Below are 20370 nucleotides of genomic sequence, written 5' to 3'. Positions count from 1 at the left end.
TAATTTATTTCTTTTTCCCTTTCCCACAAAGACTTTCACAAGGCACGCCGTCATTGTCACGGTCAAGTTTGCCCATTCCGCATTGTTCAAGGTGATAACGAGCATCGGCACAGCTATCCATATCTTTACAAGTTCGCTTGCCGTCATCACAGCTAGATTCAGCGTGGGCGATTAGGGGGAGAAAAAGTGCGGTGAGAAAGAGAAGCGTTTTTTTCATTTTACAAATCCCGCATATCAATCGACATCACCTGTATAAACTTGCCGACAATTAATGCCGTGTCAAACAGTTCTTCGGTGATTTCAAAGGGTTGATAGTTTTTGTTGTCAGAAGTGGCTTGAATGACGCCGGTTGGCAACATTTGTAGGCGTTTGATATAGAGGCGGTCGTTGAGCAGAAAGACGTAAATGCCGTCGGTGCTGAATGTTTTAATTCTGGTGTCAATAAATACCAAGTCTTTTGGGTAGATTGTCGGGACCATGCTGTCGGTGGGGACTTGGATAATACTTATGCCCTGCGTATTATGGCGGTTGAGCATTTTCCGCACGCCGTCATCAGAAAACCAAATCGAACGGATAATATCGGGGAAATCAGGGTTAATCATGCCGTCTAAATTGGCAGCTGCTCGCACGTCTAACTGGTCTATGCGGTAGGTGTGGTTTTCGTCTGGCTCACTGGAAACAGGGCTAATCGGTTCAGGTTCGTAGTTGCCTTGCCCTGTTTTTAGCCATTCTACATCAACGTCTAAAGCGTTAGCCATTTCATAAATTTTCTTAGGCTCACGAGTTTTTCCATTTAAAACATAATTAATTGCCTGTTGTGACACATTCACTTTTTTAGCAAATTCATCTTCAGTTAAACCATTGATATTTAATAAATATCTTAATCTTTCGGCTAGTGTTTTCATAGTTTTTCTCCAGTTTGTTAAATGATACAAGTTTAATTGTACCAATTCCAACAAGAAAAATTGTTGTATCTTTACAAAAAAAATTGTAATATGATTACAACTTAACAAGTAAAGGGATAAAAATGGCTGAAATTAACAAGTATATTGAGAAAGCTGTTGCGGTTGTAGGGTCGCAAAAATTACTGGCTGATCTCTGCAACGTTAAACAGCAAACGGTTTCACTGTGGTTAAAGGGTGTGGCGTATTCTGCCAAGCATGCCTACCGCATTGAAAAAGCCACAAATGGCTTGGTGACATCTAGCGAACTTTGTCAGGCGTTAGATGAATTGGATAGAAAGTAAGGGGGCAAAATGGCTCAACAAAAAGATTTCCACAAAGAACTGGCTGAAGTACAAGCCCTTGAGTGGGGGCAAGAATTTATGCAAGTGCGAGCATTACGGGGAAAGATGAATGTGCTGATTAAAGCAGAACATTTGTTGGAGATCGCCGAAAATCAAGGATTTGAAATCGCCAGAGCGGCATTAAATGTGGAGTTTGCCAAATATAGTTGGATGATCACCCGTGCTTGGGCTGAAGCCTATAAGGAATCACTACAAGAACACGAGGCCGACTGGCAAGCCAAAGTGGAGGCTTTTAATGCGTTGGTAAAAACGGCTGCTATTTGTCCACAAGATACCGACAATCAAAGTGTTGAGGTGAAATGATATGGCGCAAGTAGATATTCGTTGTTCGAAATGTGGTTCTAAAAATTTGGGGGTGCGGACATCGGAACGGATGACCATGCACTCCACTAGCACAATTTTATATTGCCATAATTGCCATGCGTGCAAAATGCACGTGATGACGGAGATTGTGGCGGTGGAGATTGCCAGTTATGAGCGTTCAGATCAGGCTATGCGGATTAATAAGCCGTTAGATGAAACGGACCCGAATCAGTTAGAAATCCCCACATAACCTTTTAATTTAAACACTGTTTAAACGTTCACAGCTTAACGTAAAAAATTAAGCTGTGGGATTTTTGCAACCTTTTTTTAGGCTTTCGCTTAAAAAACAACCACAACAGGGAGAGAAACACAATGATTAGACGAAAAAACACGAAAATTTCACCGCACTTTAGCAAACAACACATTGACCTTTGGGCGTTGAAAAAACAGGTGGAAGAACAGCAAAAGGAGGATGCGTACCTACTTAGACGCATTGAGCAATTAGACAATTTGTTTGATGTGTTAGATGAAGAAATTATGGACTTGCGGACGGTGGTGACTGAACCGAAACCCACCATTCGGCAACGGTTATGTCGTTGGGTGAAAGGTTAGCCATTAAGGGGGCGTTATGGGTGATTTGGCACAAGATTTGCAACGTTTGCAAGATTTGCGAGAGATGGTGACGGGCAGTCGCTATCGGTTGGAATATTTTTACAACCAACTTCACCCGAAAGAAAAGCAATGGTGGTGCGGGCAAATGAATATTGATTATTGCCATGACAACGGAAAGCCCAAGCAGTGGCACGAATTAAGCAAAGAGGATAGGGAAGATTTAAGGCGGTTTTATCGTTGGTTAGAAAGGTTTTTTGGGCGCATGCCTAAAGGGTTAAGAAATGCAGAATTTCAATGGGTAACAGAACATGAAACAGAATACTAATGCAGAGTATATACAGTATTTAAAAAATGCGGTGCGGATGTTGAGCAAAGCCAATGGCGTGTTGGCAAGAGATTATGAGGCGAAGGTAGCGGATTTTCAGCGTTTTATTCGCCAAGGAAAATATGATGATGCCCTTGTGGCTTGGCATGAGGGTTACAGCTTACTGGAGTTGAAACTCTACCCAGTGGCAAGAAGTTTGAAAATTAATATTCAGAAATTAAAGAGGATAAACCAATGGGGCTAGCGTTATTTTCTGTGGTGTTTTTCTGCCTGATGGCGTGGGCATTAATTGGTTTATTGATTTTATTAACAAGTATATTCGAGAGAGGAAACAAAAAATGAAAATTTTTACAGATGATGGTAGCTGTTACCAAATTGAGAAAGACCAGAATGGGCTTTTCCAAACCTATTATGCGGACGAGAAAAACAAAATTTTAGTGGCATTTTGTCGTCCACGACATACCTTTGCGGGGGCGTTGAATGAATTAATGCACCGCACGTTAAGTGATGGCGAATTTCGTTCGCTGTCACAAATTCAAGCTGAAATTAGTCGCTTTATCCGTCAAGTAGAGGGCTATTTTCAAGAACACAACGAATATTTAGCAGGACTGTAAGCACATGAGTTGGCAAGCGGAACGGGACGAGAATGAGCGGTTAAAGGCGGAACGTGGCATGGTTCGCCAACAGTCGCCTTATGTGGTGTGCCACACACCGCCTGAATCGGCTCGTACCGAAAGCCAGTTAGAGCTTTTTGCCTCGGTGCCTTATAGCTATGGCTATGTGGAGCGTTGGTTAGACAGTTTGCCGAGAAAACGCTTACGTGAACATTTTCGCAAGCTGTATTTAAAGAAATACCGTTCTGTTGAGATAGGCGGTGAGCGGTTGGCGAATACTTGGATTCGTGAAGTGGTCGGTAAGCGTTTAAAAAAGGTGTTCCGACAATACAAGGTGGATTTGTCTTGGCTGTTGAGCTTTGAGCAGAAGTCGCCCGATTTTCGGGACTTTCTAAAAGAAAACGGCCAAGCGATCTTTGAAAATTTTAACCGCACTTTTAACGCTGATGCCCCCGTTGAGCAATGGACGGCAGATGAACACTGTTGGCAAGCGGTGAACAATCGCTTTAATCGCTATGTACATCGGGAAATAGCAAAAGGCAGTTTGCCGTTTTATCTGTTGACCGAAAACAAAATGGCGTTAATGAGCTATGAGTTGTCGCTCACCTTTGCCAAATTGCAACAGGCCTTTATTGATGACCAGTTGGCAAAACAGCAAGCCTTTAGCCCCAGTGAAATTGACAGCCTCATGCTAGAAATTTATGCCGAATGTGGGCGTGCTTGTGCGTCTATTGGCTTTCCGTTGAAACATTGGGACAGCTTTCAACGTCGTGGCACAGTGAAACAGGAAAGCATTGAAGTCATTCTGGCGAAGATTTGCGATGAAAGACATTGGCTACGGCTGATGAAACGCAAACAACGTCAGATGATTGAGCATATTGCGATTGCCTGTGGTGAAGTGCGTAAACAATTTAGTAGTTATATCTCCAAACAGGGATTAAGTGAGTGGAAAATGCAACAAAAGAAAAATTATGACTTTTTGAAAGCCATGATATTAGAAAACGTGGAGGACCCCGCAGAGCAACAAGAACTGTTGGCTATTGTGATGAAATCCGACAGCAACCCGACCAATCGACGTCATTTGATGATGACCATGTTAAACGGCGTGGAACAGTGGGCGGAAGAAAGCGGACATGAGGCGTTATTTTTAACCTTGACGGCGCCGAGTGGTTATCACGCTACCTTATTCAACGGGCAAGATAATCCGAAATGGTACGGCACCAGTCCGAAACAGACCAACGCTTATTTAAATGGCGTGTGGGCGAAAGTGCGTGCCTTGTTGGCAAAGCGTGGCATTGGCTTTTATGGCATGCGTGTGGCCGAACCGCACCATGACGCTACGCCCCATTGGCATTTGTTGATGTATGTGCAAGCCAAAGATAAGGCGGACGTGATTGAAATTTTCCGCACCAAAGCCTTAGAAGTGGACGGTACGGAACGAGGGGCAAAAGAACACCGTTTTAAAGTGGAAGAAATCGACCGTGAAAAAGGCTCCGCTACGGCGTATGTGGCGAAATATATTGCTAAAAACGTGGACGGCTTTGCGGATGATGACGAGGTGTCGGATGAAGATCCGAATATGAAATTAAAAGACAATGCCAAACGGGCGAGAGCTTGGGCGAGTCTTTGGGGGATACGTCAGTTTCAGTTTTACGGCGTGTCCAGTGTGGGTGTGTGGCGTGAATTACGTCGTTTGACAAAGGGAGATTTAAACGATGATGAATTAGAAGAATTGCGTGTGTGTGCGGACGTGGGCTGTTATGCGTCCTATTTGAAACGACAAGGGGGTGCGATGGTGAAACGCAAAGATCAGGCGGTACGCTTGCATTATCAGGAAACCGAGCCGAATAAATTTGGGGAAACTCGTCAAAAAATTGACGGGGTGCGGTTAAGCCGTTGTTTGGATTGGGTCAAAACCCGATTGAAACAATGGGCGATAAAACGTAAAGCCAAAACCCAAACAGAAAGCGAGCCAACGCCTGAGATGATTGGGCGGAGTGACCCTAACAAGGGCGATTTTATCGCCCCTAGGACTTGTGTCAGTAACTGTAACCGACCGCAAGGGCGAGAGAAAGTTAGGGACGTGGTGCAATTTATGAATGAACACCGTAACGAAGTGGAATTGATTCAATTCTGGCTAAAATTAAAGCAAATTTCGTCACGGTGGATTACGGACTACCGAATTTGTCGCCTGATTTTGGGCGAGAAATTGGGGATTTATGGCGGGATGTCTATTTATTGGAATGGGCAGGAAGTGGTGTTGGTGTGAATAAAATGGAAACTCAATCAGACAAAGCCCTTTCTATTCAAGAAGTGGCGGACTTGCTTAATGTGAGTTATATCACGGTGTATGCACACCGTTTAAAATGGGGCTTTTTCCAGATGGAAGGGTCAAGAATGTGGCGTGTTTTTCGTTCAGATCTTGAAAATAATCGGAAAAAGCAAAATAATAGTAGCCGTCTATGTGTTCAGATCGGCGATTCACCTATGGAGAATAAACTATGTCGATCCGAAAAAACAAATACGGTATTTGGCAAATTGACCTTACCACACCATTCGGCGAACGACTTCGATGTTCTAGTAAAACGGCTGACAAAAAGTTAGCCCAAGAATTGCACGATAAGTTAAAGCACGAGGCGTGGCAAGTGGCTAAGCTGAATAAAAAGCCCGAGAGAACGGTTGAACAAGCGTTAATCCGATTTTTGGAGGCTGCTGAAAATCAGAAAGATCTTGAAACCAAAATCCAGCACGCTAAATATTGGCGTGCTGCCCTCGGGCAGAGATTAATTAGCTCTTTAACAAGCGATGATATTTATAACAAAATTCCTACCCACAATGCAAGCACAGGGCGGAAGTTATCGCCCGCTACACAAAATCGTTATCGCACGTCTATTATGCGTGCGTTGAATTTGGCACGGCAAGCGGGTTGGATTGATGCCATTCCTTATGTGCGGAAAAATAGCGAACCGAAAAAGCGGGTACGTTGGATTACGCAGGAGGAGGCGAATCGGCTGTTGGATTGTTTGAGCTTGCCTTGGATGCGTGAAGTTTGCACCTTTGCGTTGTGGACAGGGGCGAGAATGACGGAAATTTTAACCATGACGTGGGATAAAATTGATTTTTCTCGCCAACTTGCCATTGTAACCAGTGATATTGCGAAATCTGGGCGTGCAAGGGCGTTGCCGTTAAATCGGGAAGTAATTAATTTTTTACGTCAGAAAGAAACCAAACGCATTTCCGCTTATGTGTTTCACCGTGGCAAAGGGAAATTAATTACAGACATTGACCGTGAAGATTTTAAACGTGCGTTGGCATTGGCGGAAATTACCGATTTTCGTTTTCACGACTTACGCCACACTTGGGCAAGTTGGCACGTGCAAAACGGCACGCCGTTAATGGTGTTGAAAGAGTTAGGCGGTTGGGAAACTATTGAAATGGTGCAGAAATACGCTCATCTCAATGCTGAGCATTTACTCACCTACGCTAACCACGTCAAACTTTCGTCAAAGTCCCCTTTTGACACGGTAAATTTGTTAGCGAAGAATGATGAATTGCCCGAAAACAAAAAAGCCGTAAGCTATTGATTTAACTTACGACTTTACATGAATAAAGTGGCGGAGGAAGTGAGATTCGAACTCACGGAGGGCGTAAACCCTCGCCGGTTTTCAAGACCGGTGCCTTCAACCGCTCGACCATTCCTCCGCAGTTGTGGGGCGTATAATACGGGCTATTTAATTAGCTGTCAAGAATCAAAACTCAATTTTTGGTTTGTTTGCTGTTTTTTAAAACAATCTCAATTTTCACCGCACTTTTTGTATTGCTTTTCCACAGATTTTGGTGAATAAAAAAGCGTCCAACTTGGACGCTCTCACATCAATTTATCAAAAATTAACGACGTAAACCTAAACGTGCGATAGTATCTTGATATTTTGCTAAATCTGTACGTTTTAAGTAGTCTAATAATTTACGACGACGAGAAACCATACCTAATAAGCCACGACGACCGTGGTGGTCTTTTTTGTGTTCAGCAAAGTGAGCTTGTAAGTGGTTGATCTGTGCAGTTAATAAGGCAATTTGCACTTCAGATGAACCCGTATCTTTGGCATCACGACCAAATTCTGCCACGATAGCGGCTTTTTTTTCTACGCTTAGAGACATTTTTTACTCCTAAAGAGAATGTTAATCATACATCATTCGCCGATCTCTAATTCAGCGATGACAAGGAAGTGCTTATTCTAACCGCAAAATCAAAAAATGCAATCAATTAATAACCTAATTCGTGCATATTCGGTAAAAATTCCGCTTGTTGAATTCGGTGAACTTGCGTTTTAATCCCACCATTTGGCAACAGTGTAATTTCTCGCCAACCGGGTTGCAAAGTATCTAAGGTGAACGCATTATTATCTGGCTGAAATTGCACACTGGTGGCCGGCGTACACATTAATTGATAGCCGTTCCATACATCATCCACTTGTTGATGAATATGGCCATGCAAAATCGCTCGTACATTTTCGTATTTTGTCAAAATTTGCAATAATTGGTGGGCATTACGCAAATTATGCTGATCTAACCATGCCGAACGTGTGGATAATAAATGGTGATGTAGCACCACCAAAGAATAACGTTCTTGATATTCTTGCAATTTTTCATCAAGCCAATCTAATTGGTACTGACTTAATTCGCCATGAGGTACGCCATACACCTGACTGTCTAATAATAAAATCTGCCATTTTTCCCCTAATAACAAATGCTTATCCGCATGAATATGAGGTTGTTGGCTAAACACTTTTTCCAATACGGGCTGAAAATCATGATTACCGGGGATCCAATACACGGGCTTATTCAGCGCCTCTACCGCTTGGCTAAAAGTCAAATACCCCGCCTCACTGGCGTCTTGCACAAGATCGCCCGTGGCTAAGACAAATTGATAATCCGTGTTAGTTTGTTGAATTTCGGTTAATACCTGCTGAAAACTACGATAAGTATTAATACCGAGCAACTCCCCCGTTTTCTCTTTAAACAGATGAGGATCCGTTATTTGAATGAACCGAATTAGCTCATCCTTGTTTTGATTAATACTTTCTACCATGGTGACCATCCTCTTGCTTGAACTATCGCCATTGTTGTTGTAAACGGAGGTAATTGAGTTGTAGCCATTGCAATCCCATGACGGCAATACCGTTATCAATTTTGCCCTGTTGCAACCATTGATAGGCCATCTCACGGCTCACCACATGAACTTTGATGTCCTCATTTTCCTCGGCCAATCCATGTAACCCTTTCGCTTGGCGACTATCCACTTTGCCCGCAAATAAATGAATACGCTCAATCACGCCACCGGGGCTGTCCCAAACGCTCAACGCATGTTGTAAATGGGTGACTGCTACGCCCGCCTCTTCCTCGCTTTCTCGCAACGCCACCGATTCAGGCGTTTCGCCCTCCTCCACCATGCCCGCAATCAGTTCCAATAACCAAGGGGAATTCGGCAACGCTGGATTATAAGCACCGATACGTACTTGCTCCACCAATACCACCGAATCTCGTTCGGGATCATAAGCAATCACCGCAGAGGCTGCGCCTTTGACCAATAACTCTCGGGTGACAATGCCACTGGTACCGCCGGCGAATAATTTATGTCGAAACTGAATTTTCTTTAACTTGAAAAACCCTTTATATAATAAGGTTTCATCTACGATTTCAATATCTTTTTGGCTAAATTGCGTAATGTTAGGCATCATACATCTTCCTAATTCTTAAAAAATAAACTCGCATTAGGATACTAAAAAAAGGAAATAAAGTTTCAAAAATTTTTTAATAATTTGAAGTTGGTCACAAAATTTTTTTTATTTTGATGAATTAACAGCATAATTCAGACAATTTTGTAACAGTTTGGGCTGTAATTTATCTTCGTGCCAATAAAAATATTGCGCATTTTGCACCGCACTTTGTTCGGCAAACACGGCAAGATAGAAAGGTAATTCGGCAGTAAAGGTTAATTGACCTTGTGGACAATAAGCAGAATGTAAGGTTTGTGCCACAGGATCATGTTGCACTTCGTTCAATTTCACAATGCCAACGCCTTGTGATTTCAAGATAGCCTCACGCAAACACCAAATACGATAAAACGCCTTTTCGGGATGGGATTGTTGAGCGAACCATTGTTGTTCGAAAGGTGAGGCAAAATGGCTTAAAAGTGCGGGGTAATCTCGTTGTTTTTGAGGAAATTCGATATCAATTCCCACCGCACTTTTTTCATTTTCTGCCACATTTAATATCACCGCCACCCAATCCCCTGAATGGCTAATATTAAAATCAATATTGTCTACGGGAAATTGCGGGCGACCGCTTGCAGTACGGTAAATTTGCCCTAAAAGTGCGGTGTTAATTTGGGCTTTTTTGCAAAGTTCGGTTAATAGAAATTGCGCCAGTTGTCGGCAATGATAGCGTTGTTGAACCCGAGGATTGAGTTTGTTTTGCCCACAACCTAACGCCAAATCCATTGGAAATGGTTGATGAATATTGGCATAAGCAATTAACGTTGACATAACTTTCCCTAAAAATCCCTAAATAATCCCCTCTCCCACTGGGAGAGGGCTAGGATGAGGGTAATAATAGAATTATTTCAACAACCCATTCATGCGCTTAATAAACGCGGTTGGATTTTCCAATGTACCCCGTTCCGCAAACATCGCTTGTTCGAGCAATAATTCCACCCAGTTAGCAAATTCGCTTTCATCTGCCAAATCAGCGACTTTTTTCACTAAAGCGTGATCAGGATTGAGCTCAAAGGTGTATTTCACTTCAGGCACTGGCTGACCGCTCATGGCAAAGAGTTTTGCCATTTGGGTGGTCATTTGATCGTTATCGGTAGAGACCACTGCTGGTGTATCGGTCAGACGATGAGTTAAACGCACGTCTTTAACACGTTCGCCCAATAAGGTTTTGACACGCGCCACAAACGAACCTAGCTCTTTTTCCGCTTCTTTTTGGCTGTCATCTTCTTTGTCTGCCAAATCGCCTAAATCCAAATCGGCTTTAGTGATTGGTTGTAATGGTTTGCCGTCAAATTCGGTTAAATAGCTTAACATCCATTCATCAATACGGTCGGAAAGCAACAACACTTCAATATCTTTTTTGTTGAACAATTCCAAATGCGGACTGTTTTTCGCTGCGGTGTAGCTGTCTGCAGTGATGTAGTAAATGGCTTTTTGTCCGTCTTTCATGCGAGCAATATAGTCGTCAAAAGACACATTTTGCTCAGAACTGTCATTTTTACTGGACGCAAAACGATACAGTTTCGCAATCTGCTCTTTGTTAGCAAAGTCTTCTGCCACACCCTCTTTTAACACTAAGCCAAATTCTTTCCAGAACGCTAAATATTTTTCGCTGTCATCTTTGGCTAATTTTTCCAACATTTGCAACGCCCGTTTAGTCAAGGCTTTACGCAATGCCGCCGTGGTTTTGTTATCTTGCAAAATCTCACGAGAAACGTTTAATGGCAAGTCGTTGCTGTCTAACAAGCCTTTCATAAAACGCAAGTAATTCGGCATAAACACTTCTGCGTCGTCCATAATAAACACACGCTGTACATAAAGTTTCAACCCGTGTTTTTGCTCACGATTAAATAAATCCCATGGGGCTTTGCTTGGCACATACAACAGGCTGGTATATTCTTGATTGCCCTCGACTTTATTATGTTGCCACAACAATGGATCGGCAAAATCGTGGCTTAAATGTTTGTAAAATTCCTTGTATTCTTCATCGGAAATTTCGCCTTTGGATCTTGTCCACAAGGCTTGGGCTTTATTGATTTTTTCCCATTTTACGCCGGTTTCTTTGCCCTCATCATCATATTCTTTGGCTAAAATCTCCACTGGCAAGCCGATATGATCGGAATATTTGCCGATAATTTCACGCAATCGCCAATCGTTTAAAAATTCTTTTTCATCGTCACGTAAGAATAACGTAATTTCCGTACCCCGTTGTTTTTTCTCAATATCTTCAACGGTGTATTCTCCCTCACCGGCAGAAATCCAAAGCACGCCATTTTCGGTTGGTTCACCTGCGACACGGCTACGCACTTCAACTTTGTCTGCTACGATAAAAGCAGAATAGAAACCCACCCCAAATTGACCAATTAATTGACTATTTTTCGCCTGATCTTGCCCCAATGCGGTTAAAAATTCTTTGGTGCCTGATTTTGCCACGGTGCCGAGATTATCAATAATCTGCTCACGGTTCATCCCAATCCCATTATCACTAATGGTCAAGGTGCCTTTGCTTTCATCAAATTGAATCCGAACATGCAAATCGCCATCGCCTTCGTATAATTCGGGGGCTGACAAGGCTTTAAAGCGTAATTTATCTGCGGCATCGGACGCATTGGAAATTAACTCACGTAAAAAGATTTCTTTATTTGAATAAAGTGAGTGAATCATCAGGTGTAAAAGTTGTTTCATTTCCGATTGAAAGCCACGAGTTTCTTGATTTTTGCTCATTTTATTTTCCTTATATTGAATTAGTTAAATAAAGTATGCTTAGATAGATTAGGTTGAAAATGGAAATTTCAAGTTTTAAGACAAGAAAAAAGAGAAAAACCAAACTAAGCTGCGAAGCATCAAAAAACCCCGCACTGACGTACGGGGCTAAGCATATCACGCCACTACCGTGGCTAAATAAAATTAAAAACTATAACGAATACCGACTTTGGCGCCGTAGTTATTCACATTTGTATCTTCATAAGAACCTAAACGGTTATACTCAATCCCACCGTTCACTGCCCAATTTGTATCTAATTTATATTGCGCCCCAACGATTGCACCATAACCCAATTTAGCCTCCGTTGAACTCACCAAAACGCCATTTTTGCCCTGATCATATTTCACTATATTACTGGCTACACGAACGCCTACATAAGGTTTAATATCATTGTTTAGGTTAATGTCATAGAAAGCAGAAACACCCACTCCATAAATTTTAGCTGACGCTGGCACTGAACCATTAGCGCTATTTACATTTCCTGAAAATTTACCATGATGTGTATAATCCGCTGCTAAACGAAAATCACCAAAATCATAACCTAAGCTAAATCCAGGCTCAAATTTACTGTCATTTAAAGAAGAATAAGACGTAAATTTGGTTTTAGAATACCCCAAATCCCCTTGCACATACCAGTTACTCGCACTGGCAGAGGTCGCAAAAGCGAATGCACCGATCATAATAGCTAATGTTGTTTTTTTCATAATAAAATCCTCTCTAATTAAGCATAACTGCTTGTTTAGTATAACCTTATATACAAGAGAAATCACTAATTCTATGCAAAAATGTGATCTTCATCACAAAATTCTAATTTCCCGCCACAAATTCGACATAAATACACCGCACTTTCCCTCACAATTTTGTTATGCCGGCGTTTACTAAGTTGATGAATTTGGCAACCACATTGATACGCATAGGTTTTACCTTGCACCGATTGCACATCAAATTGATGACAGGTATCGGCGGGCAGTTGAAAGAGATGTTGCATAATCGCTTGCCATTCTTTGCCATGCGGTTTCACTCGTCCAAAAACTTGATAAACTAGCAAATGAGCCAATTCATGAGGAGCAACTTGCTGGATAAACTCAGTAGGGTTTTCAAGTAATAAAGTGCGGTTAAATTTAATGAGGTTTTGTTGCAAATAAGCCACACCTGCTTTTGTGCCACGCAAATCATAATTTAAGGTTGGCATGGGAAATTGCCGTTGGAAATGGGTTTCGGCTAATTGTAAACAAGCTGAAATACGGCGTTGGATTTGCATTTTGAGTGGGCGAAAATCGGCGGTTTGCATGATGGCTAACCCTCACCCTAGCCCTCTCCCAAAGGGAGAGGGAATAATTTGATGAAGTTATTCATTTAATGTTCCTTATTCCACTCTCCCCTTAGGAAGATAGTAATATTTTTTCTGCCCTAAACCGTCCCCTATCCCTTTGGGAGAGGGAATAATTTGATGAAGTTATTCATTTAATGTTCCTTATTCCACTCTCCCCTTAGGAAGATAGCAATATTTTTTTCTACCCTAAACCGTTCCCTCTCCCTTTGGGAGAGGGTTAGGGTGAGGGTAAATAAGCATTAAAAATCCATCAACTCTTTTTCTTTATCCGCCAACACTTCATCCACTTTCTTAATAAAACTGTCGGTCAGTTTTTGGATTTCTTCTTCCGCTTTACGTTGATCGTTCTCGCTGATTTCTTTGTCTTTTAACAAGGCTTTGATCTTATCATTGGCATCACGACGCACATTACGCACCGCCACTTTACCTTGCTCGCCCTCGCCTTTGACCAATTTAATCAAATCACGGCGACGTTCTTCAGTTAATGGAGGCAATGGCACACGAATGGTGGTCCCCGCAGAAGAGGGATTTAAGCCTAAATCAGAGGTTAAAATCGCTTTTTCTACTGCCTGAATCAATGAACGGTCAAAAACCGTTACCGCTAAGGTACGTGCATCTTCTGCCACCACGTTAGCCAGTTGACGTAATGGCGTAGCCGAGCCATAATATTCAACTTGAATCGCATCTAATAAAGACGGTTGTGCACGCCCAGTACGAATTTTTGCGATATGTCCTTTTAACGCCTCAAGGCTTTTTTCCATACGATCTTGTGCGTCTTTTTTAATCTCGTTAATCATTGTTTTTCCTTATGTAATTTAAATCTTAATCTGAAATACTAACCCGAAATGGTCGTGCCTTCGCTTTCGCCCAAAATCACTTGACGTAATGCTCCAGGTTTACCCATATTAAATACCCGAATTGGAATACCGTGATCACGTGCAAGGGTAAAGGCGGCTAAATCCATGACTTGCAATTCTTTCTCAATGACTTCCGCAAAAGTGAGTTTTTGGAATAAATGAGCGTCAGGGTTTTTGGCAGGATCGCTATCGTAAACACCATCCACTTTGGTGGCTTTTAACACCACATCCGCCTCAATTTCAATGCCACGCAAGCACGCTGCGGAATCCGTCGTAAAGAATGGGCTGCCCGTTCCCGCAGAGAAAATCACCACCCGTTTTTCACGTAACATTTTAATGGCTTCTGACCAGTTATAAGTATCGCAAATACCGTTTAATTGAAACGCTGACATCAATTTCGCATTGACATCTGCACGGTGCAACGCATCACGCATGGCCAAGCCGTTCATCACGGTGGCTAACATGCCCATGTGGTCGCCAACTACACGGTTCATCCCCGCTTTGGCTAATTTCGCCCCACGAAACAAATTACCACCGCCCAGTACCACACCGACTTCTACGCCCATTTCCACGAGTTCTTTAATCTCAATGGCCATTCTATCCAAAATAGACGGATCGATACCAAAGCCTTCCGCACCTTGCAAGGCCTCACCGCTTAATTTTAACAACACACGTTTGTAAATTGGTTTGCTCATTTTTTCTATCCCTTATACTCGACATAAAATGCTTGCTATTATAAAGCAACATTGCGCATCAGGAAATAGGCATAGCAGATCTATTTAAAATTCGCTAAAATAGCACCGCACTTTTTCATTCTCTCAACAAGGAAATATTGTGTTAAAACAACTCACTGCGATGATTTTCGCTCTCATTTTGTTATTTTTTGCCAGCTCTCTTTTGTTACACGGCACAGGCTTTTTCCCTGAACTAAACCTGTGGGATATTTGTTTATTAGCAGGATTAATTCTCTTATTGCAAGCCTCCAAAAAGATTTTTTGGTATGTGGCATTCCCCGTGATTATTCTGCATGCCTTATATGCTCCGATCGGATTAAATTTCGGACCACCATCTTACGAATATATCGCTTCGGTCTTCGCCACAGATTTAGAAGAGGGAAAAGAGTTTTTTGCTCAAATTCCGTGGACAAGTTATGCTTATTCCCTGCTGATTATTGGCTTATTTGCATTTTCCGCTTATCTTTCACAACGCTTTAAATTGGAAGTTTATCGTAATAAGTTATTGCTCACATTGATTGTGCTTCCGCTGGCATGGCATAGTGAGGCATTAAAATTTCTGCGAGAAACCTATGTCGCCACGGTGAGAGTACATAATGAATTGGATGAATTAAATCATTTTGCCATTGAAAGCCACTGGGGAACATCCCAATTGTCGGCGAAATACGATGATTATGTATTGATTATCGGCGAAAGTGCCAGAAGAGATTATCATCATGCCTATGGTTATCCAGTGCCAAATACGCCGTTTATGTCCAGTGCAAAAGGTGTGTTAATTGACGGATTAACCTCTGGCGGGCCGAACACTATTTCTTCACTGAAACTCATGCTGACTGAACCCAATCGAGATAAATGGGAGGGCAATTATAATTTAAATCTGATCGATTTAGTGAAATCCGCAGGCATCCCAACCTATTGGCTGTCTAATCAAGGTTCAGTGGGCGAATTTGATACCCAAATTTCTGCCATTGCCAATCGTAGCGATGAACGTTTTTTCTTGAAAAAAGGACATAGTTTTGGCATCAATAGTAGTGATTTTGCCTTATTACCCGTCTTCAAACAGCTCATCGAAAAACCAAGTACCATGCCTCGCTTTATTGTGTTACATCTTTACGGTTCTCATCCCAATACTTGTGATCGTGTCGCCGACTACCCAACGATTTACAAGCAAGAAAAAATTGACAGCCGATATAGCAATATTAACTGCTATATTTCCAGCATCAAAAAAACCGATGAGCTGTTAAAGCAAGTCTATGAAAGTTTGCAACAAAACGAACAAAAAAATCACCGCACTTTCTCCATGGTTTATTTTTCCGACCACGGCTTATTTCATCAAATGAATCGCGATAAAATTATTATCAACAATTCATTTAAAAGCAAACGCCATTATGACATTCCATTATTTAAAATCTCAAGTGATGATGAGGTTCGCCATGAATACAAAGCGAAAAAATCAGGTTTAAATTTTGTGAATGGACTGGCTAACTGGATCGGGATTCACAATGACCACCTTGATCCGAATCTGGATTTATTTTCCCCAAAAGATGATCTCAATGATTACGGCTTGAAGAAAATCATTGAACAAATTCGCTGGGATGATGATCCTGCCGTTATTATTCCTGAATAATGCGCAACAAAAAAGCAGGCAAAATGCCTGCTTTTTTAACTCTGTAGAAAACCGAATTACGCGTTTCCGCCAGTGATTTTCGCCACTTCTGCTGCGAAATCTTCTTCTTTTTTCTCAATGCCTTCGCCCACTTCAAAACGAATGAAGCCAGACACTGACGTTTTGTTCGCTTTTAAGAAATCGCCTACAGATTGTGACGGATCCATAACAAATGGTTGACCTGTTAAAGACACTTCGCCAGTGAATTTTTTCATGCGGCCTTCAACCATTTTCTCCGCAATTTCACGTGGTTTGCCAGATTGCATTGCAATGTCAACTTGAATTTCACGCTCGTGAGCTACGACTGCAGCAGGAACATCTTCAGGGTTAACAAAGTCAGGACGGCTTGCTGCAACGTGCATTGCGACTTTTTTGAAGATATCTTCATCACAAGCACATTCTGCACCACAGCCTGAAGCCACTAATACACCAATTTTCGCCCCATGTAAGTAAGAGGCTTTTACGTTATCTAAGAATTGCACACGGCGAATTGTCATGTTTTCACCGATTTTCGCCACTAACGCTGCACGTTTTTCTTCAAAGTGTTTAGCTAAATCTTCGATTGAAATACCTTTGTTAGCCACGGCATAGTCAGCCACTTCATTAGCTAAACCTAAGAAACCTGCATCTTTTGCAACGAAGTCAGTTTCGCAGTTCATTTCCACTAACACACCGAAACCATTGGCAACACGTGCAATGATCACGCCTTCAGCAGCCACACGACCCGCTTTTTTAGCGGCTTTCGCTTGACCTGATTTACGCATGTTGTCGATGGCTAATTCGATATCACCATTCGCTTCAACCAATGCTTTTTTACATTCCATCATACCTGCACCAGTACGATCACGAAGTTCTTTTACTAATGATGCTGTAATTTCAGCCATTTTTATTGTCCTCTAATGATTCTTGAATGGAAAGACGATGTTCAAAAAAAGAGATTAAAAAACACCGCACTTTTGGGAATTTGTTAAAACAGGGAACTATTGCCCCCTGTTTTTATAGGGCTTACGCCTTATTTATCCAGATTACTCTGCTGCTACTTCTTCAGCAAATTTTTCTTCAACCACAGTTTCTGCTTGACGACCTTCTTTAATCGCAGTGGCAGCCGCAGTTAAATATAATTGGATTGCACGTGTTGCATCATCATTACCAGGGATAATGAAATCAACGCCGTCTGGTGTTGCATTGGTATCAACGATAGCAAAAACAGGAATACCAAGGTTGTTGGCTTCTTTTACAGCAATATGTTCATAGTCTGCACCGATAACGAAAACCGCATCTGGAAGACCAGCCATATCTTTGATACCGCCAAGGCTTAATTCCAATTTTTGCATTTCACGCGTACGATCTAATGCTTCTTTTTTGGTTAATTTATCAAATGTACCGTCTTGAGATTGGGTTTCAAAATCTTTTAAACGTTTGATTGATTGACGAACTGTTTTCCAGTTAGTCAACATACCACCTAACCAACGGTGATTAACATAATATTGTTGACAGTCTAATGCTGCAGCTTGAACGGCTTCGCTTGCGGCACGTTTGGTACCCACGAATAAGATTTTACCGTTGTTGCTTGCGATGCGTGTTAATTCAGCTAATGCTTCATTGAATAACGGAAGGGTTTTTTCAAGATTTACGATATGAACGCCGTTACGAGCACCGAAAATGAATGGTTTCATTTTTGGATTCCAGTAACGAGTTTGGTGACCGAAATGTACGCCTGCGTCAATCATTTCACGCATTGAAACTTGTGCCATAATATTTTTTCCTTTTAATTGGGGTTGAGCCTCCACATATTCAGCAAACCGACCGTTTGGCACCCCGATTTACCTGTGCAATATGTGTGTGTATTGTTAATAAAAAATAATGCTACTTTGTTTCCTACAGATTAGGGAAAAAATAGCGGTGCAATTTATACCACAAACTGCGGTAAAAAACTAGGAATATTTGTAAAACTTTTGCTCTTATTCTCGGTTTTACCCTCAAAACAACACCCAAAAATTTTATTTTTGTGATCTCGATTCCAGAATTGAATTGAAAATCTTGCCTATTTCTCACCGCACTTGATAATGCTCCCATTCACTCAACACATGGAGCAAGCAATGAAACAACCCTCACGTTATATCGATCTCACCACCGACTACGGCTTTAAACGTATTTTTGGCACTGAAGTGAACAAAGACTTACTGATGGATTTTCTCAATGAATTATTTCAAGGGAAGAAAATCATCAAAGACTTGGTTTACAACAAAAATGAACACGTAGGCGACACCACTGAACAAGGCAACGTTATCTTTGATCTCACTTGCACCACGGATGACGATTCGCAATTTATTATTGAAGTGCAACGGAGCAAGCAAACCTATTTCAAAGAACGCACCATTTACTACGGTAGCAAACTGATCAGCGATCAAGCGCCACAAGGGGGAATCAGCGGTTGGAATTATGCGATTTCCGAAGTTTATGTGATCGCCCTGATGGACGGTTTTCATTTTTCCGATACTGATGAATATTTACACGATATTTGCCTGTTCAACAAAAAGACAGGCGAAATTTTTTATGATAAACTTGGGTTCATCTATATTGAATTACTGAATTTTCACAAAGCTGAATATGCGTTGGAAAGCGATTTGGACAAGTGGTTATACGTATTGAAAAATATGGCGAACTTAAAAAAATTGCCTGCTTTCTTAAAAAAACCGGTTTTCCAAAAATTGTTTAAAATCGCCGAATACACCAATTTAAGCAAGGGAGAAAAAGAAATGTATGATGTGAGCTTAAAACGCAAATGGGATGAATTTTCTGCGTTAGAATATGCCACCGAGAAAGGGATTTTGCAGGGGATACAGCAAGGTATGCTACAGGGAATGCAACAAGGCATACAAAAAGGAATGCAACAAGGATTACAGCAAGGCATACAAAAGGGAATGCAACAAGGAATGCAACAAGGGATACAGCAAGGCATGCAGCAAGGAATTAAACAGGGATTAAGAGAAAGTGCTAAGAATATGCTTTCTCTTGGGCTTGATGTGGATCTTGTGGCGAAATACCTTAATTTGCCTGTTGATGAAATCAAAAAATTAGGACATTGATGTTGCTCCAAAGCAAGGGAGAAAAAGAAATGTATGATGTGAGCCTAAAACGTAAATGGGATGAATTTTCCGCGTTAGAAAATGCTACCGAGCAAGGGATTTTACAGGGGATACAGCAAGGCATGCTGCAGGGAATGCAACAAGGCATACAAAAAGGAATGCAACAAGGAATACAGCAAGGCATGCAACAAGGAATTAAACAGGGATTAAGAGAAAGTGCTAAAAATATGCTTTCTCTAGGTTTGGATTTAGAGATTATTTCTAAAGCGGTGGGCTTACCTGTTGATGAAATCAAAAAATTAGGACATTGATGTTGCTCCAAAGCAAGGGAGAAAAAGAAATGTATGATGTCAGCCTAAAACGTAAATGGGATGAATTTTCTGCGTTAGAATATGCCACTGAACAAGGGATTTTGCAGGGGATTCAACAAGGTATGCTGCAGGGAATGCAACAAGGCATACAAAAAGGAATGCAACAAGGAATACAACAAGGCGAATTAAACGGGTTACAGAAAAGTGCTAAAAATATGCTTTCTCTAGGGTTGGATTTAGAGATTATTTCTAAAGCGGTGGGTTTGCCTGTTGATGAAATCAAGAAATTGGGGCATTGATTAGGGTTTAATTATAGGGGCGTAAAAACTTTACCCTCACCCTAGCCCTCTCCCAGAGGGAGAGGGGATGAGTTTGGGGGAGTCAATATATTCTGTCCCCTTTTCCTTTGGATGAGGGGATTGTTTTTGGGATTTTGGGAAATGTTGTCCTCATTTTCGGTTGTACCCTCACCCTAGCCCTCTCCCATAGGGAGAGGGGATAATTTAGGGGGGGCATAAAAAACTAAACGTTTCCTCATTCCGTTCCCTCTCCCTTTGGGAGAGGGCTAGGGTGAGGGTAAAAAAAACGCGGTATTCCTGATCTGCACCCCAAAAGTTGGACTAATAACCAACTAAGTAAGGTGCAGATTTTTATGACTAAATACAACCAAGCATTTAAACAA

The 20370-nt window shown here is 41.6% G+C and carries 26 protein-coding genes and 1 tRNA gene; 13 read left to right on the top strand and 14 right to left on the bottom strand.

What is annotated here, in order from left to right:
• Window positions 1–4: 4 nt before the first annotated feature.
• Together ACTG7X_RS03255 and ACTG7X_RS03250 are read right to left on the bottom strand one after the other, a co-directional pair.
• Window positions 5–217, bottom strand: a complete 213-nt coding sequence (locus ACTG7X_RS03255) for an excalibur calcium-binding domain-containing protein (protein ID WP_439257105.1) — start codon at window positions 215–217, stop codon at window positions 5–7.
• Window position 218: 1 nt separating this feature from the next.
• Window positions 219–905 (bottom strand): LexA family transcriptional regulator, encoded by a 687-nt coding sequence (locus tag ACTG7X_RS03250; RefSeq protein ID WP_439257103.1) that lies wholly within the window; start codon window positions 903–905, stop codon window positions 219–221.
• 122 nt (window positions 906–1027) lie between these two features.
• Here ACTG7X_RS03250 and ACTG7X_RS03245 point away from each other — a divergent pair, with 122 nt between their 5' ends.
• The 9 genes from ACTG7X_RS03245 to ACTG7X_RS03205 all read left to right on the top strand — a co-directional run bounded on the left by ACTG7X_RS03245 (window position 1028) and on the right by ACTG7X_RS03205 (window position 6744).
• The gene (locus ACTG7X_RS03245; protein ID WP_439239089.1) at window positions 1028–1246 is read left to right on the top strand and encodes a transcriptional regulator; all 219 of its coding nucleotides are present in this window, start codon (window positions 1028–1030) and stop codon (window positions 1244–1246) included.
• Between the two features lie 9 nt (window positions 1247–1255).
• Window positions 1256–1609 carry a hypothetical protein gene (locus tag ACTG7X_RS03240; protein ID WP_439257102.1) on the top strand — a complete coding sequence of 118 codons (354 nt, stop codon included), beginning with the start codon at window positions 1256–1258 and terminating at the stop codon, window positions 1607–1609.
• A 1-nt stretch (window position 1610) separates the two neighbouring features.
• Window positions 1611–1859: a hypothetical protein gene (locus tag ACTG7X_RS03235; protein WP_439257100.1), complete on the top strand. Its 249-nt coding sequence runs from the start codon at window positions 1611–1613 to the stop codon at window positions 1857–1859.
• A gap of 122 nt (window positions 1860–1981) precedes the next feature.
• Window positions 1982–2221, top strand: a complete 240-nt coding sequence (locus ACTG7X_RS03230; protein ID WP_439257098.1) for a hypothetical protein — start codon at window positions 1982–1984, stop codon at window positions 2219–2221.
• Between the two features lie 16 nt (window positions 2222–2237).
• Window positions 2238–2546, top strand: a complete 309-nt coding sequence (locus ACTG7X_RS03225; protein WP_439257097.1) for a hypothetical protein — start codon at window positions 2238–2240, stop codon at window positions 2544–2546.
• The gene (locus ACTG7X_RS03220; RefSeq protein WP_439257095.1) at window positions 2530–2790 is read left to right on the top strand and encodes a hypothetical protein; all 261 of its coding nucleotides are present in this window, start codon (window positions 2530–2532) and stop codon (window positions 2788–2790) included. Before ACTG7X_RS03225 ends, ACTG7X_RS03220 begins: the two co-directional genes overlap by 17 nt.
• Window positions 2791–2884: 94 nt before the next feature.
• A complete protein-coding gene (locus ACTG7X_RS03215) occupies window positions 2885–3160 on the top strand; it encodes a hypothetical protein (protein WP_439257094.1) in 276 nt (91 codons plus the stop codon).
• 4 nt (window positions 3161–3164) lie between these two features.
• Window positions 3165–5429 (top strand): replication endonuclease, encoded by a 2265-nt coding sequence (locus ACTG7X_RS03210; protein ID WP_439257093.1) that lies wholly within the window; start codon window positions 3165–3167, stop codon window positions 5427–5429.
• Window positions 5430–5661: 232 nt separating this feature from the next.
• A complete protein-coding gene (locus tag ACTG7X_RS03205; protein WP_439257092.1) occupies window positions 5662–6744 on the top strand; it encodes a tyrosine-type recombinase/integrase in 1083 nt (360 codons plus the stop codon).
• 28 nt (window positions 6745–6772) lie between these two features.
• Here the strand turns inward: ACTG7X_RS03205 and ACTG7X_RS03200 are convergent.
• From ACTG7X_RS03200 to pyrH, 10 genes are all read right to left on the bottom strand, one after another.
• Window positions 6773–6862, bottom strand: a tRNA-Ser gene (locus ACTG7X_RS03200).
• A 186-nt stretch (window positions 6863–7048) separates the two neighbouring features.
• The gene (gene rpsO, locus ACTG7X_RS03195; RefSeq protein ID WP_439243305.1) at window positions 7049–7318 is read right to left on the bottom strand and encodes a 30S ribosomal protein S15; all 270 of its coding nucleotides are present in this window, start codon (window positions 7316–7318) and stop codon (window positions 7049–7051) included.
• Between the two features lie 106 nt (window positions 7319–7424).
• The gene (gene cpdA / locus ACTG7X_RS03190; RefSeq protein ID WP_439257091.1) at window positions 7425–8249 is read right to left on the bottom strand and encodes a 3',5'-cyclic-AMP phosphodiesterase; all 825 of its coding nucleotides are present in this window, start codon (window positions 8247–8249) and stop codon (window positions 7425–7427) included.
• A gap of 22 nt (window positions 8250–8271) precedes the next feature.
• Window positions 8272–8895, bottom strand: a complete 624-nt coding sequence (nudF, locus tag ACTG7X_RS03185; protein WP_439257300.1) for an ADP-ribose diphosphatase — start codon at window positions 8893–8895, stop codon at window positions 8272–8274.
• A 108-nt stretch (window positions 8896–9003) separates the two neighbouring features.
• Window positions 9004–9705 (bottom strand): 4'-phosphopantetheinyl transferase family protein, encoded by a 702-nt coding sequence (locus ACTG7X_RS03180; protein ID WP_439257090.1) that lies wholly within the window; start codon window positions 9703–9705, stop codon window positions 9004–9006.
• Between the two features lie 72 nt (window positions 9706–9777).
• Window positions 9778–11658 carry a molecular chaperone HtpG gene (htpG, locus tag ACTG7X_RS03175; RefSeq protein ID WP_439257089.1) on the bottom strand — a complete coding sequence of 627 codons (1881 nt, stop codon included), beginning with the start codon at window positions 11656–11658 and terminating at the stop codon, window positions 9778–9780.
• Between the two features lie 183 nt (window positions 11659–11841).
• Window positions 11842–12402, bottom strand: a complete 561-nt coding sequence (locus ACTG7X_RS03170; protein WP_439257088.1) for an opacity family porin — start codon at window positions 12400–12402, stop codon at window positions 11842–11844.
• Window positions 12403–12473: 71 nt separating this feature from the next.
• Window positions 12474–12989, bottom strand: a complete 516-nt coding sequence (locus ACTG7X_RS03165) for a SprT family zinc-dependent metalloprotease (protein WP_439257087.1) — start codon at window positions 12987–12989, stop codon at window positions 12474–12476.
• Between the two features lie 281 nt (window positions 12990–13270).
• Window positions 13271–13828, bottom strand: coding sequence for a ribosome recycling factor (gene frr / locus ACTG7X_RS03160; protein WP_439257086.1), 558 nt, complete (start codon window positions 13826–13828; stop codon window positions 13271–13273).
• A 38-nt stretch (window positions 13829–13866) separates the two neighbouring features.
• The gene (gene pyrH / locus ACTG7X_RS03155; protein WP_439257085.1) at window positions 13867–14583 is read right to left on the bottom strand and encodes a UMP kinase; all 717 of its coding nucleotides are present in this window, start codon (window positions 14581–14583) and stop codon (window positions 13867–13869) included.
• 160 nt (window positions 14584–14743) lie between these two features.
• Here pyrH and ACTG7X_RS03150 point away from each other — a divergent pair, with 160 nt between their 5' ends.
• The gene (locus ACTG7X_RS03150; RefSeq protein WP_439257299.1) at window positions 14744–16249 is read left to right on the top strand and encodes a phosphoethanolamine transferase; all 1506 of its coding nucleotides are present in this window, start codon (window positions 14744–14746) and stop codon (window positions 16247–16249) included.
• 56 nt (window positions 16250–16305) lie between these two features.
• Here the strand turns inward: ACTG7X_RS03150 and tsf are convergent, their stop codons facing one another.
• Both tsf and rpsB read right to left on the bottom strand, forming a co-directional pair.
• Window positions 16306–17172, bottom strand: coding sequence for a translation elongation factor Ts (gene tsf / locus ACTG7X_RS03145; protein ID WP_439257084.1), 867 nt, complete (start codon window positions 17170–17172; stop codon window positions 16306–16308).
• Between the two features lie 141 nt (window positions 17173–17313).
• On the bottom strand, window positions 17314–18042 hold the full coding sequence (gene rpsB, locus ACTG7X_RS03140; RefSeq protein WP_439243323.1) for a 30S ribosomal protein S2: 729 nt from the start codon (window positions 18040–18042) through the stop codon (window positions 17314–17316).
• A gap of 345 nt (window positions 18043–18387) precedes the next feature.
• Here rpsB and ACTG7X_RS03135 point away from each other — a divergent pair, with 345 nt between their 5' ends.
• The 3 genes from ACTG7X_RS03135 to ACTG7X_RS03125 are packed head-to-tail and all read left to right on the top strand — an operon-like array spanning window position 18388 to window position 19987.
• On the top strand, window positions 18388–19377 hold the full coding sequence (locus ACTG7X_RS03135) for an Rpn family recombination-promoting nuclease/putative transposase (protein ID WP_439257083.1): 990 nt from the start codon (window positions 18388–18390) through the stop codon (window positions 19375–19377).
• Window positions 19377–19688 carry a hypothetical protein gene (locus tag ACTG7X_RS03130; RefSeq protein ID WP_439257082.1) on the top strand — a complete coding sequence of 104 codons (312 nt, stop codon included), beginning with the start codon at window positions 19377–19379 and terminating at the stop codon, window positions 19686–19688. Before ACTG7X_RS03135 ends, ACTG7X_RS03130 begins: the two co-directional genes overlap by 1 nt.
• On the top strand, window positions 19688–19987 hold the full coding sequence (locus ACTG7X_RS03125; protein ID WP_439257081.1) for a hypothetical protein: 300 nt from the start codon (window positions 19688–19690) through the stop codon (window positions 19985–19987). Before ACTG7X_RS03130 ends, ACTG7X_RS03125 begins: the two co-directional genes overlap by 1 nt.
• Window positions 19988–20370: the final 383 nt, after the last annotated feature.

The organism is Lonepinella sp. BR2271 (assembly GCF_051851515.1).
In the GTDB taxonomy this organism is placed as follows: Bacteria; Pseudomonadota; Gammaproteobacteria; order Enterobacterales; family Pasteurellaceae; genus Lonepinella.
Note: the sequence above shows the minus strand (reverse complement) of the source record. Positions and strands in the feature narration are given on the sequence as shown.